Here is a 15,515-nt window from a genome sequence, read left to right on the forward strand (position 1 = left end):
TTCACTACATTTGTAAAAAACACACCCACCCTATGACAATGGAGAAACTAAGAACTATAAGAAAGCAGAGAGGTTTTACACAGCAGCAGATTGCTGATATTATCGCGACCGATGTCTCCAACTACAGCAGAAAAGAAAGTGGAGACGTTAAAATATTTGATGATGAATGGGAGAAAATAGCCAAAGCTTTGGATGTTTCCGTAGAAGATATTAAAGAAGAGCGAACTGCTCAAAATAATCAAAATACGACACTTAATGACAGCGCAAGCTTCAATGATAATGCAAGTATAAACTATAATCAGTTTTGTAATATCCCAAATTATCTATTAGAAAGTCAGCAAGAATACATCAAACTTTTAAAAGAACAAATCACCATTTTAAAGGCAGAAAATGCAAAATTAAAACAGGGATAATCCTCATAAAACATACAAGTAACGGCTTCCAAAATGGAAGCCGTTCTTCGTTTAATATCCTCCCAAAAGCCACTACCCTTTTCCTCAACCCTCTCTCACCACTTCTATAAGTGTCCGGAGGGGGTTCAGAAGTCCCGATCCCCCCTTACCCAAGGGGGTAAAACCACTTCCTCAAGGGGCTTCCTCCTCTTCTGAAGCGGCCAAAGGGAGTATAGAAACGGCTTCCAGAGGCTTTGATAAGTACCCGGAGACCGTTCAGTAAGTGTCGCGAGCCCCTTTTGAAAATCATAAGAGAGGATTTGGAAGTACTTATGGAGATTTAATACTAAAATATAAGAAGTGTTCTGCCTTGCTTTAAGAATACATTATATTTGTAGTGTTCATCTATTGTATGATGAATCGTATTAAAAACAATAACTATTTTCAAATGTTCAATCCATCATTTAAACAATCGGTTCTCGCCGCCTCTGCATTTCTGTATTCTGTGACTGCATTTGCGCAAAAATCGCCAGTCAATATACTACCTTCCGGCCACCTTGTTGTGCAAGCCGAAGTAGAAGGCAAAAAAGGAAATTTCATCTTCGATACGGGTGGCGGAGTGAATCTTTTCCTGAATAATTTTTCTAAAGATCTTAGCCAAAAGGAATCTTATAACTTCCTGACGGCCTTCCGTGCTACCGGAGAACAGCTCACCGTGCCGATGTTCAAATCAAAGGAGATTGTTTTTAACGGTAAAAAATTCAAAGATAGCTGGTATGCTACCCACAGTATGGAGATCAAGGGTATTGATGGGCTGATCTCCCTGCCCATGTTCTATGACACAGAATTCATCATCGATTATACCACTAAGGAAATCATATTTCCAAAAGAAAAACTGAGCGGAAAGAAAGTTGTAGATATTCAATTGTCTACCAATGCAGATCAGTCTCTGGATATAACCACTTACATCAACGTGAACAATATCAAGATCAACGTTCTTCTGGATTCCGGTGCCGGCAATGATTCTTTCTGGCTGAATGAAAGGCTGATGAATACTTTGGGAATAAAGAAAGAGGGACTTCAGATGATTGAAAAGAAAAGCGAGTTTAATCCGGCAATCACGAGTAAGTTTTACAAAGGAAGTGTAAACACCATTTCCAATTCGTTTGCAAAGGTAGATCAACCAAGCGTATTCTTTGTTGAAGGCCTCATCTACGAAGGAAAAACCAGTATCAACTGGCTTGGGAAAAAGCTTGGATTCAACCTTAAGGAAAAGAAAATCTATATTCTGGATTAATCATTTTTCGCTTTACAGATAAAACAAACCTGCGTCTTTCGGAGACAGGTTTTATGGTATCGGGAATCTGTAAGATTTTATATTTTCACCTCAATATGATTGATCCAGACTTGCTTTCGGTCTTGAGTTTTATAAAAATTCTCAAGTAAAAACTCACGGTTATATGGTATTTTTTTGTCGAAGTATAGCTTGCCGTTCACATACACTTTTACGTTTTCTTTAAGATCCACAACTTCCGGTGAGATATTGATGGAAAAGGATTGAATATCGGAAGCCTCAATGCGGAAAACATTCCCGTCATATTCAGCTTTTATCTTACCGGAATTTCTCGGAAAATCAAATGCATTTTTATCCACGTCCTTCACCTTCAAACTGTCGTGGTCATCATAAGCCAGCCATTTATTGATCTTAAAATTCAGCTCTTTGCGCCCGTTGGCATTCCCGCTCAAAGTGTCTAATTTTATATTGGAAATCCAATCAACATTTCCGTATCTGTCATCATCAAATTCCCATGAAATTGCTTTCGGAAACGGGTTTCTTTTCCGGCTGTTCAGATCTTTAAAGAGAATCTCATACGCCGGTTCCGATTCGTCAAACTGTGGAAACCAATGCGGAAATCCGTTGTACCGGTATTCTTTGTAATCGGCAGATATACCCTTCATCAATTTTGTAAAATCATCATTGGCATTGGGTGGATAATAGTAGTCTTCATCTGTTGAGAAGTTAATAAACGAACGGTTTTTAATATTCTCTACAAAAGTTCCACCTGTAAATACTTTTGGATAGGTATTGAATCCGTAAAACCCGGCAAATGAAGTCGGCTGCTTCATCAGATAAGAAAAAGAACCGGTGCCCCCATTAGAATGCCCTGCAATAAAGACATTATTATCATCGATATTAATGGCCTTCTTGATCTGTTTGAGCATTTCAGGAATCATAAAAAATCCATCATCAGACAACATCCAGTTATATTGTTTACTCGCCCTTGGAAAAACCAGGATCACATCATCCCGGTCCGCATATTTTGTATAATATCGGTTCCAGCCCCCTAAATTCCAGCCAGCCATCTGATAATCGATAAGCTCATTATTTCTTACCGCACCATGAAGGAAAAAAAGTAAAGAATACCTCTTTTGAGGATTATAATTTGATGGCAGATGAATAAAGAACGAAGTTCTAGCAGAATCATTGATCTTAAACGCAATAGAATAATCACGCTCTTTTTTCGGTTGATAAGGATTGAAATTCCTGATTTCTCTATACAAAGCCTCAGGATTTCGGACGTTCTTCAGTGTATTTTTATTGATGCTGTAAAATTCATCTTCCCTTTCCTGCAAGTCTTTATAAAACTGTTTTTTATATTCGGCAGCCTTTTTCGTTAATGTACGCCACCTTGGATCTGAAAGCAAATTTTCATATTCTTTTTCAGAGTCATTTCCCACAATATAGCTCCATCCTGGAAAATTATCATCATCTCCTTTTATTAAAGAAAGCGACATAAGGTACTGAAAGGCCTTATCATTATTTTTCAATTTTGAAGCGAGAACCGATGCATCATGCAATCCTTCACCATCAATATTTTCAGGATATATTCTGAATGCCTGCTCATATCCTTCAAGAGCTTTTTTATACCCTGTTTCATCTTTAGCTTCCTCCATCAATTCCGAAGCCTTTTCAGTTAATGCTGCGTAATTTCCCTGTGCTTTCGCAAAAAAAACAAACAGGAGAAGAAGCATCGTTATACAATATTTCATCGATACAATTTATGAAACAAAATTAGCAACAAACCATCAGAAAAACTTGTAAAAATGGGACATTACAAATGAAATGGGTCTAAAAGTATTTTTCGTCATGCAATTTCTTTTGAAACAATATGAGTTCAGGGTAAGAAGACTTGTTTTTTAACGCCAGGATCGCAATTTTTTTTAATTAAACTTAAATGAATTCGTTCGCAAGGGCGTTGCACTCAGCAAAAAAAAATCAAGTGCAAAAGCTGGGGGATAATATTGTTTGTGTTTATGGAATTTAATTGACGCAAAGGTTTTTAGCATCTTATCCCCTATTCTTAAGGGAGCAAAGAATGGAATCAATGAAATTGATTCTTTCTAAGCGAATGTATATCCATAAAGCTTCTTCAGCGACAAAGTCGCTCTTCTTTGCTCCCTAAAATAAAACATTCAAATGAACTTTCTTTGCGTTTTTTAAAATACATTGCTTCATTCAGCAAAAATAGTGTGTGTTTTGTACTGGTTCCCCCAACTTTTGAACCTGCTCAAAAAATTTTATCGAAAAGGGCAATCACGCTTTGTCGAATAGAGTGTCTTTGCAATCGGAAAATAAAAGTATCTTTCGCAATGCAATTTCTTTTAAATCAATATGAGTTCAGGGTAAGGAGACTTGTTTTTTAACGCCAGGATCGCAATTTTTTTTAATTAAACTTAAATGAATTCGTTCGCAAGGGCGTTTCACTCAGCAAAAAAAAGGATCAGGTGCAAAAGCTGGGGAATAATATTGTTTGTGTTTATGAAATTTAATTGACGCAAAGGTTTTTAGCATCTTTATCCCCTATTCTTAAGGAAGCAAAGAATGGAATCAATTTCATTGATTCTTTCTAAGCGAATGTATATTCATAAAGCTTCTTCAGCGACAAAGTCGCTCTTCTTTGCTCCCTAAAATAAAACATTCAAATGAACTTTCTTTGCGTTTTTTAGATATTACCCCCATATTTTGGCAATAAAAAATAAAAACTGCTCCTCTTCAGAAACAGTTTTTGGTATGGTATTCAGCAGACTTCTACTCTCCTGCAGGTTCAAATAATTCGATTTTGTTGCCTTCCGGATCCATGATATGAACAAACTTTCCATATTCGTAGGTTGCAATCTCATCCAGGATAGTAACACCTTCTTTTTTCAATTCTTCTACCAATGCTTCAATATTGTCCACATGATAATTGATCATAAAATCTTTTTCTGAAGGCTCAAAGTATTGGGTAGATTCTTTGAAAGGGCTCCATAGGGTATATCCTTTTTTGTCAGAATCTACTTCCTTCCAGTCGAATTTGGCTCCGTATGGGCTGGTTTCTACGCCAAGATGGGTTTTGTACCAGTCGTTTACCTGTTCAGTATCTTTGCATTTAAAAAAAATTCCTCCGATAGCGGTTACTCTTTTCATTTTTTATACGTTTTTGTTCAGTTTATGGGATCGCAAATACAAATTTGGATCGTTTTATAATTTCACAAATATATTAATGTTTTTATTAGATTTTCTATAGCGTTAGTACAAATTTATAATTAGAAAAGTAGATGAGTGTACATGGAATGTTTAAACACAAATAGCACTAATGTTTTCACAAATAACACAAATCGTTATTGTGGGTAAAATAAGCTCCTAATGATGTTGGAGCTCGCAAAGGCGCAAGAGGAGACAAAAAACAGGCTATCTTTAAGGCGCAAGGATTTTATCTACGATAAAATTGAAGACTGTTTTTTTTATATGCGCAAATACTTTTTATTAGTGCATTCGTGGCAAAAAAAAAATAAAAAAAGCGCACCCACCGGGTACGCTTTGTATTGTATAAACTGAATACGATTAGTGTAATTCTGCTAAGTATTTCTCTGCATCCATTGCAGCCATACATCCGCTTCCTGCAGCTGTAATCGCCTGTCTGTAGATATGATCCTGAACGTCACCCGCAGCAAAAACTCCAGGAAGATTCGTTCTTGAAGATCCTTTTTCTGTAAGGATATATCCGTTTTCATCAAGATCTACCTGCCCTGCGAAAATATCTGTATTCGGCTTGTGACCGATAGCAATGAAGATTCCTTCAACATCTACTGTAGAAGTCTCATTAGTCTGGTTGTTGATGATCACAGCTCTTTCTACCAAGCTGTTTTCTCCTTCAATTCCGATCAGCTCATGGTGGAATTTCACCTCAATGTTTGGTGTATTTTCTACTCTGTGAACCATTGCTTTTGAAGCTCTGAAAACATCTTTTCTTACCAATAAAGTTACTTTTCTGCATAATTTTGCAAGATAAGTAGCTTCCTCAGCAGCTGTATCACCAGCTCCTACTACGACAACGTCTTTTCCTCTGTAGAAGAATCCGTCACAGGTAGCACAAGCAGAAACTCCACCGCCTGCATATTTCTTTTCGTCCTCAAGTCCCAGGTATTTTGCAGTAGCTCCTGTAGAGATGATAACTGATTTTGCAAGGATTTCTTTATTCCCTGCATATAATTTGTGAACACCGCCTACTTCTTTAGAGAATTCAGCTTTAGTGATCATTTCGTAATGTACTTTGGTCTCAAATCTTTCTGCCTGTTTCTGCAGATCCATCATCATTTCAGGACCTGTAATCCCGGCAGGATACCCTGGGAAGTTATCCACTTCCGTAGTGGTTGTTAGTTGTCCACCCGGTTCCAGACCTGTATACAATTCAGGTTTAAGGTCTGCTCTTGCTGCATAGATAGCCGCTGTGAAACCAGAAGGGCCAGATCCTACGATCACGCAATCTAAAATGTTTTGCTCCATAATTTATTTTGTTCGAAAAAGATTTACTAGAATTAAGACCGCTAATTTCGTAATTTTTACCGGCTTTTTAAAGTTATTTTAATGATACTTGTCAATATCAGATATGCGGATTGTCAATGAAGAGATGAGATCTTCCTTTAGACGATACAAAATATGAACTCAAGATTTAAATCCATCCATATATTTTCAAAACACCTATTCCCTATCTATTATCTATCCGTCTATTACCTATTGTCAACGATCTTACTTCTCCCCCTCAGTCCAACATCCATTTCACCAACTCTCCCTGTTCCACAATATTCCAGGAATGAGGATGTTTTTTACCATTGGCTCTTATCCCGCGATTCTTTGTTTCTATATATTCTGTTGCAGGGTTCCCAAGGTTCAATAAGGCTTCATTGGCTTTTTTAAGGACAAAAGCATTAAGGTTTTCAAACGTTCTGCCTTTATTCTGCTGTTGCCACTCAAGATCCGGTTCGCAATAGAATCTGATTTTGGTATCTTTTAAATATTGGATATTTTCAACCGAATTGGAGGAAATCAGATAAGGTGAAGCGCTTTTATAGGCTTCCGGATGTTCATCAGGCTTTCCCAATTCTTTTTCAAAAAGGGACTTCAAAAACTTTCCTTCTTCTACGGCATCAGGGTCTATATTGGCGGCCACATCTTTTTCAGCATTATGGTAAAGCTTCTCCAAATCGATAGGTGAATCTACTACAAGGAGACCTTTAGGATGAAGGGGATTGTGATTTTTTTTCAAAAATGCGGAAAGCAAAAAAGCGACATTCCCACCACCGGAAAAACCACCGATGAAAATATTCTTCTTTTCTATATGATGTTGGTCTAAGATTGAGTTTAATCTTCCTGCTATTTTTTCTTTTTCAGTCTGCGTTAAAAAAAGCTTTTGATTATAGTCTAAAAGTAAAGTGGTAATTCCTTTCTTTTCTATGTCTTTTAAAAAGTAGGCTTCAGTTTTTGTATGCTCACGATCACAAGGAAAACAGGGAAATAAAATGAGTACAGCTTTCTGCTCCGCGGCTCTGTTCAGCTCATAATCCTCTTTTTTCACAGCATTTCTACCGTTTCGTGCAGCACAATTCAGCAAAAACATAGAAAATACAATCAGAAAAACCCTATTTTTCATCACTCAATACAATACATGTAAAAAACTAAAAATCCCTGCCTCACTCACTCATACTCCTACTCTCTAACCCTCAAACACTCCCACTCAAAAACCCCTCACCTACACCTTCATCTTAATCTTGTCCACATTAATAATCTTATAGACAAGTTCCTTGATCAGTTCTGCCTCTCCCATATTCACAGCTCCAAGCCCCTTTCCTTTCATATCAAATTCTCTCAGAATAGAGATCACTCTGGTAGCGTGCTTCAGCGGATAAAGCCTTGCACTTTCTGCATAATCTTTGATAAAATAAGGGTTTACTCCCATTTGGGAAGCAATCGTCTGCGGGGGTTGCCCTGCCATTGTCTGATAGATAATGACATTGGAGAAATAGTTGTAAAGACTGGCCAGCATCATCACGAAAGGATTGTTCTTCGGATTCTTACCCATAAAATGAGCAATTTTAAAAGCTACGTTGGCATTTTTCGTTCCTAAGGCTTTCTGAAGTTCAAAAATATTGTATTCTTTGCTGATCCCGATATGATTTTCGATGATGGTACCATCCAGAATTTCGCCTTCTTTAAGGATAATCTTCAACTTATTCAGTTCATTGGCAATTCTGGAAAGATCATTCCCCAGATATTCAGCCAAAAGATGGGAAATATTGGGTGCGGTTTTGATCTTAAGCTGTATACATTCGTCAGCGATCCATTTTGGAAGATTGCTTTCCTTCACCGATTCGCTCAGGAAAAGAGCTTTGGCCTTGTCCAGAGCTTTGGCAGCCTTCTTTCTGCTGTCCAGTTTCTTATGTTTATGAGCAAAAACCAATACGGTAGAAGGTACAGGATTTTCTACATAAGCCTCCAGAATTCTGTTTTCCTCTTCATTGAATTTCAGATCCTGCGCTTCCTTTACAATGATTACCTGCTTGTCTCCCATCATCGGAAACTGTCTTGCCAGGGAAAGTACTTCCTGATAAGAGGTATCTTTTCCGTAGGTAACCGTTTGGTTGAAAGCTTTCTCATCTTCCTCCAAAAAGTTGTGTTCAAGGGCTTTTACGGCAACATCAATAAAATAGGCTTCTTCTCCATGGAAAAAATAAATAGGTAAAACTTCTTTATTTTTAATATTTTTGAGGATTAAATCTAATTCTTTCATCTTATAAATGGAACTTCCAAAACTGAATTTTCAGGAAACTTTTGATTTTAAATTCAAGAAAGACAAAGATAAGTTTTTTATTTATGATTTGGTTCGTAAAACTTATCTTCTGCTCACTCCCGAGGAATGGGTCAGACAGCACTGGATCCACTATTATCTTACGGTAAAATCCTATTCTACCTCCGCATTGATCACTGAAAAAAAGATTGTTCTGAATGGTTTGACCAAAAGAGTTGATCTTCTGGTGACCGAGAAAACAGAGCCAGTAATCCTTATTGAATGTAAGGCTCCACAAATCAAATTAACAGAAAAAACATTTGAGCAGACGGCCAGGTACAACTCCATTATCGGAGCGAAAGAGATTATTTTGACGAATGGACTTCAGCATATTAATGCGTATTATCAGGATGGACAATATCAGTTTTATAGACCGGAGTAGGTAAAGGGAGCTGGGAAGGCGAAGGAAGCGAAGGAAGCTGAGAGAGCGAAGGAGGTGCTGTAGGCAAGGAAGATTGAGAGTTGATACTGAAGCTTAGTATAATTTAATGGTAATTTTATTTCAATGCATCATTTCCCATCAGAACTGCAACAAATAATAAACAGTTTTACGCTCATTTTAATAATGCCTGAGGCCCACGAAAATAAAAAAACTACATGATCATGAAAAATCTAATTTTTGTAAGCCTTATCTTTCTTGTTATCTCATGCAAAGAGAATCCTTCCAGTATAGACCCTACCGGAACTTATGAGTTGAGGGGTGAAAATATTGATGGTGAGATAAAAGGATATTCCGGAGAAATTAAAGTTAAACTCATTGAAAACAAAAAAATAGCTGTTAATTTTTATATTACGAAAGGACACCCCAGTTATAATGAAGGGACTTTCAGAGATACTTTAAATTACGACCATAACAGAGCTGTTTATCAGGACAAGGATCCGAAAACAGCATGCACGCTTACTTTAGACTTTTCAAAAGAAGGAGTTCAGATAAAGGAGAATGCAAACTATGAGTACGGAAGCTGCTGGGGCAATGGAGTTGTTGCTCATGGATTTTTCAAAAAAACTTCTGCAAAGATTCCGGGCAATCCTGAACTGATGGAAGAATAACCAACTCAACATAGTTTTGAACTCCGATAAGATAAAATTCTTACTGTTGAGCTAAAAATAATAAAATTTAAAAACTCATATGAACATTAAAAATATCATATTCGATTTTGGAGGGGTACTGATGGACTGGGATCCGAGATATTTTTTCAAAGATTATTTCAATGATGATGAAAAAATGGAATACTTCCTGAAAAACATCGCCCAGGATGAATGGAATGTCGAACAGGACAGAGGAAGAAGTCTTGCAGAAGGAACTGAAATTCAGGTGAAGAAATTCCCTGAATGGGAAAAGGAAATCAGGGCTTTTTATGATAACTGGACGGTAATGCTGAAAAGTGATATTCCTCAGAATGTAGAAGTTCTCAGAAAACTGGCTCATACAGATTATCATCTTTTCGGATTGACCAATTGGTCTGCAGAAACCTTTCCCTATGCGCTGGAAAATTATGATTTCTTCCAAATTTTTGAAGGAAAGATTGTGGTTTCAGGAACAGAAAAGCTGATTAAACCTGATCCTAAAATATGGCACGTTTTAATGGAAAGATATAATATCCGTGCTGAAGAATCAGTATTCATTGATGATAATCAGAAGAATATTGAAACGGCAAAATCGCTGGGATTCAAAACAATTCATGTTCAACCTCACACAAATTTGAAAGAAGAATTATCTCATTTGGGCGTCCAACTCTGATTATTTAAATTATAAACAACAATAATCCTCAGTTAAGTTATTTTCATTAATTTGGCTGAGGATTTTTTATTAATATGAGAAAAAATTTACTTTTATTACTATTTTGTAGTGTAGGATATAATGCTCAAACCATCCAGGACCAAGAAGCCTTCAAAAAATGTCGTAAAGAGTTTAATAAGAAGATATGTCTTTCGGATGAAGACAAAGATGATATTCCATATTATCTTGATAAATGTCCAAAAGAAGGAGGGCCAATTGAAAATAATGGATGCTTATGGCCTGATGCAGATAAAGACGGGACCCCTGATAAAGATGATTGGTGTCCTACTTTTGCAGGTCCCCTTGAAAATAAAGGCTGTCCGTGGCCAGATACTGATGGTGATGGCATTTTGGATAAAGATGATGCCTGTCCTACTGTTCCTGGTCGTGCCAATGCCAATGGTTGTCCTGTAATTTCCTGTACATTCGGTAATGACCCCAATATCCGTATGAAAAAAATCGATATGGATGTTCAGGATATTGAAGCACTCTACGATCTCATCAATAAAAAAGCTTTTGATAATATTGTACAAAAGATTCCGAAAAAGGATTTTACAGATCACAACGCTTTCTTTTATATCAACTATATAGATCACAAATCTTATATTGATGAAAATACACCTGATGATGGAACATTACCAGGATATAATTTTCTGATCACCAGATTCTGGAATAAAAATATTCTTGAATACATTCAGAAAAAATACGGAAAGAGCATCTATATTTCAACAGCAATAACATCTGATACCCTTGAAAACTATCATAAAATAGTAGGTGACAAAACGTTTGATTATATGATGAAATATTATGATCCAAAAATCGGCAGAATAAGGATACAAAGAAAACAAAGTCCTACTCCTATAAATCCTATTACTATTTCAATAGAATTTGTTACCCCTCATATTATACAGATTAGCTACAACCAGACCAGCATAACGTATGAATATAAAAACAACGAATGGCAACTACAGAAAAATAAATAATCATTTAAGCAGGACATGAGGAAAGCTATTTTTTTCCTGATATTTGCAGGAACTTATTTTCAGGCTCAGAATATTGAAGATAAAGAAGCATTTAAAAAGTGCCATAAAGAATTCAGTAAAAAGATCTGTCTCTCGGATGAAGACCAAGACGGTATTTTGTTTTATCTGGATCAATGTCCTAAAGAAGCAGGCTCATTAGAAAATAAAGGATGTCCATGGCCGGATAAAGATAAAGACGGAGTATTGGATAAGGATGACAAATGCCCTGAACTATCTGGTCCTGTTGAAAACAACGGCTGCCCATGGCCGGATTATGATGGTGATGGAATTTTGGATAAAGATGATGCCTGCCCCACGATTCCAGGAATTACTGAACTGAATGGATGTCCTAGTAAAAAAAATGACTGCACGGAGTATTGGGAAAAGGCAGGCATAAGATTGAAGAAATTCAAAACTGATTATACTGATATTGAATCTGTTTATGATAAAATCAACAAAATAGCCTTAGATGCTGTTATTAAAAAGGGATATACCAAAGCTCTGACGGACAAAAAGACTTATCTCTACATCAAATATATAAATAATATCGCCTATCTTGATCAACATTCCTGCTATGACGGAACTGATCCGGAATACAATTTTTTGATCTCAAAATTCTGGAACAAAAACGTTCTTGAATATGCCCGTAAAAAATATGGTAAGGACATCTATCTTTCAACCAAAATTCCTCCTGAAGATCTCAAACTGTATCAGGAGATTGGTATGAGTAATGAAACTTTTGATTATATCACAAAATATTACGACCCGGAGACTATGAAAGTAAAAATACCGGGCAATCATACAAGTGAGATTGGTGCTGCTCATTCAATCCCCTTCGTTATTACCTTTATAACTCCTTACCGAATTAAAGTGGAAGACCCTAAAACAAATATCATCATCCTATATGAATATAAAAACAACAATTGGGAATTGATCAAAGAATAAAATTCACAACAAATTATTTTCACTACCTTAGATTATCATTTATTACCGTTATAAAGAAAATGTTTGTGGGTCACAGAAATACCGAACCATAAACAATTTCAACATTTCAAAACCCTTTACAAAATCAAAAATATGATCCGCTCAATCTTATTAACCGCATCTCTTATCATCTCAGGAAGTCTTGTCAGTCAAAAGCTTAAAACGGTTTCCTATCAGGATGGTTCACAAAAACTGAATGGCCTCATCACGTCCAATGCAGGAAAAAAACTTCCCGGAGTTCTGATTCTCCCTGCCTGGAAAGGAATTGATGAAGAAGCCAAAACGGCAGCTATTGAACTTGAAAAACAGGGCTATATCGCCTTCATTGCTGATATTTATGGGGAAGGAAACATCCCGGCAGATAATGAAAATGCTGCTAAAACCTCAGGATATTACAAGAAAAATTATGATGCCTATCAGAAAAGAATTTCACTGGCATTGGAGCAGCTCAAAAAAAACGGAGCTATTCCGGCAAAGATCGCTGTGATTGGGTATTGTTTCGGGGGAACCGGAGCATTAGAATCTGCAAGAGGCAGCTTACCGGTTGCAGGCGTTGTTTCCATCCACGGAAGCCTGGCCAAAGATCAGACGAGGAAAAACGGTTCCATCAGTACCAAAATCCTTGTTGAAAATCCTGCTGACGACAAAAGCGTAACCCCTGAAGATTACAACAACCTCATCAAAGAAATGAATGAAGGAAATGCCGACTGGCAGATCATCACCTATGCTCATTCAAAACACACGTTCACCGATCCGAAATCACCGGACTATAATGAAGTAATGGCCAAAAGAGCCTGGAATCATACGTTGATGTTTTTGAAAGAAGTTTTGAAATAAAAATTAAATGTAGAAGCCTAACAACGGATTTACCCTAATTTAACCTTATAATTTCATTACATGAAGAACACCACCAATATTTTTTTGTATCGTCTTGTAATTTAGTTTTTGTCCTCTTGCCACAGCTTTCACAAATACATTCATCCTTCTCGTTTTCCAGAGCAGAATAATTACAATGATAGCAGCTCCAACTTGTAAGATCAGAGATTTCATCGTCAATATACCACGTGAAAAAATCTTTTTTACATTCAGGACAAATCTGTGTAGCCATTCAATTATATATTGGGTTTATTTTTACAAAAAACAATAATGCATTTAACACTAAAAAAAATAATAAATAACGTAGAAATTAGAGACCTATTCTACAATGGAGCTTATATTTATAATTTCGAAAACAAAAATATATATAAAACATTAGATTTTGATAATAGCATCTGGGAATCTTCCGATATTGTTGGGAGTATTATTCAGAATGGTAACTCAGAAATAATCAGTATAGGAAATAATCAGACACTATTTATAGATGATATAAATGGGAAGACTTTAGGATATGGAGAATTTCTAGCATATAATATTCAGCTTACATCAGATGTTAAAAAGGATTTTATTTTTGGATATAAGAATGCAGTTTATAAAGAAGGTACTTTTTATAAAGATGTAGGGTATTTTTCTGTACCTGAAAATAAATTTATTATCCTAAAAGAACAATATGAAAATGGAAGAATTATATGGTTATCAAAAGAATACATTTTGTTTTTAAAAAAAAATTCAATAGAATTTTTAGATTATAAGTTTGATAAACTGTGGGATCTGTCTTTTGATACATTGAACATTCAAGAGGTAACTGATAGTTTTGATTATCTTGATTTCATATATATCATTGCAAATGAAGGAAAGGTTTTAAAGATTAATAAAAAATCTGGCGAAATTTCAAGCATGTTTCAAAACAAGGAGATGGGTAACTTTTACCGCAATTATTTTATTAATGATGATGGTAATATCCTTTTTTTAGGTCATAAATCTTATATGGAAATCTCTCCATCTGATTTTACTGTTCTGAATGAGATAAACTTTGCTGATAAAGACGTACACGTTAATGAATGTTTTTTTTCCAAAGAGAATCAATGTATCTATTTCTTTGGCTATTATGGTGATACCTTTCCCAATCTTATTGGAAGTTTTGATTTGAAGACCCTTAGTTTCACCTGGAGCTATGTCTTAAAAGATGAGGATACAGATAATTATTTTTTTAACAGTCCTATGATTGTAGGTGATTATACTGTTGTAGGTGATGGATTGCAAAACATATACATTTTTGAAAAGAATTAATATTTAAATACCAAGCTACACAAGAAGTAGGATCGCCTTGTTTTAAAAAAAGGAAAGCCTTAAAAAGCTTTCCTGATGAGTTAATGTGCTGTAGTGATGCATTCACTTAAGAATCAACCTACTTCCTCTTCCCTGTTCACCAATTCCATAGAAAATGCAGGAAGACAGATTGCAAGATATTCACAAGGATCTGAGAATGGGTTACTGTAGCGGATTCGGGCTCCTTTTTCAATAAGAATGCTTTGTCCTTTTTCCAGTACCACAATCTCACCGTCTATTTCAAACTGTTTTTTTCCTGAAATGATATAGGTGAATTCATCAAACTCAGGTGTCTGATGAGGTTCGCTCCAATCCGGAGGTGCTACCATATGAGCAATGGAAACATTAGAATTGCCTGTAGAGTTTCCCCAATGTTCTTCAATAAGCTTTCCGTCTGTAGTAGGCACTACAAATGGTGATTGCTGAATCTTATATTTTTTCATTTCCAATCTTCTTTTTTTATTTCATATACAAAATTGGTACGGCTGGGCTCAGCGAAATAAGCGACTTCTTCCTCTGCTATTTTTATACCTCCCAGTCTTTCCAAAGCGGTTTGTGAACGGAAGTTTTCTTTCCCGATATGGAAGTGAACTTTGTCTACAAACTGGAAAATATAATCCAGCATCAGTTTCTTTATCTGTGGATTGATTCCTTTCCCCCAGGATTTGGTGCCGTAAAAAGTATAGCCAATGAAAATATGATTATCATCTTCATCGAAGTTATAATAACGGCTGCTTCCCAATACTTCTCCGGTTGCTTTTTCTACAATTTTAAAAGCTCCCTTACTCTCCATAGCTCCCTTGAAAAAGCTTTCAAAAACTTCTCTTTTGTATCGATCCTTATTGGGATGCTGTTCCCAGACTCTAGGATCGGAAGCTACTTCATATAAAGACTCAAAATCCCCTTGCTGTAAGGGGATTAATTGATAATCTTCGTTCTCTAAAACAGATTGAACAGAAAAATTCAT

The 15,515-nt window shown here is 36.1% G+C and carries 14 protein-coding genes and 2 pseudogenes; 9 read left to right on the top strand and 7 right to left on the bottom strand.

What is annotated here, in order from left to right:
- Positions 1 to 38 precede the first annotated feature (38 nt).
- Together AC106K_RS00640 and AC106K_RS00645 are read left to right on the top strand one after the other, a co-directional pair.
- The gene (locus AC106K_RS00640; RefSeq protein WP_482442846.1) at positions 39 to 413 is read left to right on the top strand and encodes a helix-turn-helix domain-containing protein; all 375 of its coding nucleotides are present in this window, start codon (positions 39 to 41) and stop codon (positions 411 to 413) included.
- Between the two features lie 427 nt (positions 414 to 840).
- Positions 841 to 1,689, top strand: a complete 849-nt coding sequence (locus tag AC106K_RS00645) for a hypothetical protein (protein ID WP_482442847.1) — start codon at positions 841 to 843, stop codon at positions 1,687 to 1,689.
- Between the two features lie 77 nt (positions 1,690 to 1,766).
- On the opposite strand, the gene AC106K_RS00650 is transcribed toward AC106K_RS00645, so the two are convergent.
- The 5 genes from AC106K_RS00650 to holA form a co-directional block, all read right to left on the bottom strand.
- Complete coding sequence (locus AC106K_RS00650) at positions 1,767 to 3,443, bottom strand: alpha/beta hydrolase-fold protein (protein ID WP_482442848.1); 1,677 nt, start codon at positions 3,441 to 3,443, stop codon at positions 1,767 to 1,769.
- Positions 3,444 to 4,482: 1,039 nt separating this feature from the next.
- Entirely contained in the window at positions 4,483 to 4,860 is a 378-nt protein-coding gene (locus tag AC106K_RS00655; RefSeq protein WP_482442850.1) for a VOC family protein, read from the bottom strand.
- 417 nt (positions 4,861 to 5,277) lie between these two features.
- Positions 5,278 to 6,219, bottom strand: coding sequence for a thioredoxin-disulfide reductase (trxB, locus tag AC106K_RS00660; RefSeq protein ID WP_482442851.1), 942 nt, complete (start codon positions 6,217 to 6,219; stop codon positions 5,278 to 5,280).
- A 256-nt stretch (positions 6,220 to 6,475) separates the two neighbouring features.
- Positions 6,476 to 7,363: a hypothetical protein gene (locus AC106K_RS00665; RefSeq protein WP_482442853.1), complete on the bottom strand. Its 888-nt coding sequence runs from the start codon at positions 7,361 to 7,363 to the stop codon at positions 6,476 to 6,478.
- 99 nt (positions 7,364 to 7,462) lie between these two features.
- A complete protein-coding gene (holA, locus tag AC106K_RS00670) occupies positions 7,463 to 8,500 on the bottom strand; it encodes a DNA polymerase III subunit delta (protein WP_047094892.1) in 1,038 nt (345 codons plus the stop codon).
- A gap of 7 nt (positions 8,501 to 8,507) precedes the next feature.
- Here holA and AC106K_RS00675 point away from each other — a divergent pair, with 7 nt between their 5' ends.
- The 7 genes and pseudogenes from AC106K_RS00675 (at position 8,508) to AC106K_RS00705 (ending at position 14,509) form a co-directional block, all read left to right on the top strand.
- On the top strand, positions 8,508 to 8,939 hold the full coding sequence (locus tag AC106K_RS00675) for a type I restriction enzyme HsdR N-terminal domain-containing protein (RefSeq protein ID WP_047094893.1): 432 nt from the start codon (positions 8,508 to 8,510) through the stop codon (positions 8,937 to 8,939).
- A gap of 221 nt (positions 8,940 to 9,160) precedes the next feature.
- Positions 9,161 to 9,607 carry a hypothetical protein gene (locus AC106K_RS00680; protein ID WP_482442854.1) on the top strand — a complete coding sequence of 149 codons (447 nt, stop codon included), beginning with the start codon at positions 9,161 to 9,163 and terminating at the stop codon, positions 9,605 to 9,607.
- 79 nt (positions 9,608 to 9,686) lie between these two features.
- Positions 9,687 to 10,298: an HAD family hydrolase gene (locus tag AC106K_RS00685; RefSeq protein ID WP_482442855.1), complete on the top strand. Its 612-nt coding sequence runs from the start codon at positions 9,687 to 9,689 to the stop codon at positions 10,296 to 10,298.
- Positions 10,299 to 10,492: 194 nt separating this feature from the next.
- Positions 10,493 to 10,747, top strand: a pseudogene (locus tag AC106K_RS00690) (thrombospondin type 3 repeat-containing protein); the annotation flags it as partial.
- Between the two features lie 708 nt (positions 10,748 to 11,455).
- A pseudogene (locus AC106K_RS00695) lies at positions 11,456 to 11,710 on the top strand (thrombospondin type 3 repeat-containing protein); the annotation flags it as partial.
- Between the two features lie 726 nt (positions 11,711 to 12,436).
- Positions 12,437 to 13,180: a dienelactone hydrolase family protein gene (locus AC106K_RS00700; RefSeq protein ID WP_482442857.1), complete on the top strand. Its 744-nt coding sequence runs from the start codon at positions 12,437 to 12,439 to the stop codon at positions 13,178 to 13,180.
- A 309-nt stretch (positions 13,181 to 13,489) separates the two neighbouring features.
- Entirely contained in the window at positions 13,490 to 14,509 is a 1,020-nt protein-coding gene (locus AC106K_RS00705; RefSeq protein WP_482442858.1) for a hypothetical protein, read from the top strand.
- Positions 14,510 to 14,622: 113 nt separating this feature from the next.
- Here the strand turns inward: AC106K_RS00705 and AC106K_RS00710 are convergent, their stop codons facing one another.
- Both AC106K_RS00710 and AC106K_RS00715 read right to left on the bottom strand, forming a co-directional pair.
- Positions 14,623 to 14,991: a cupin domain-containing protein gene (locus AC106K_RS00710; RefSeq protein ID WP_482442859.1), complete on the bottom strand. Its 369-nt coding sequence runs from the start codon at positions 14,989 to 14,991 to the stop codon at positions 14,623 to 14,625.
- On the bottom strand, positions 14,988 to 15,515 hold the full coding sequence (locus AC106K_RS00715; protein ID WP_482442860.1) for a GNAT family N-acetyltransferase: 528 nt from the start codon (positions 15,513 to 15,515) through the stop codon (positions 14,988 to 14,990). The genes AC106K_RS00710 and AC106K_RS00715 overlap by 4 nt, the downstream gene beginning before the upstream one ends.

This window comes from Chryseobacterium sp. FR048 (assembly GCF_056844665.1).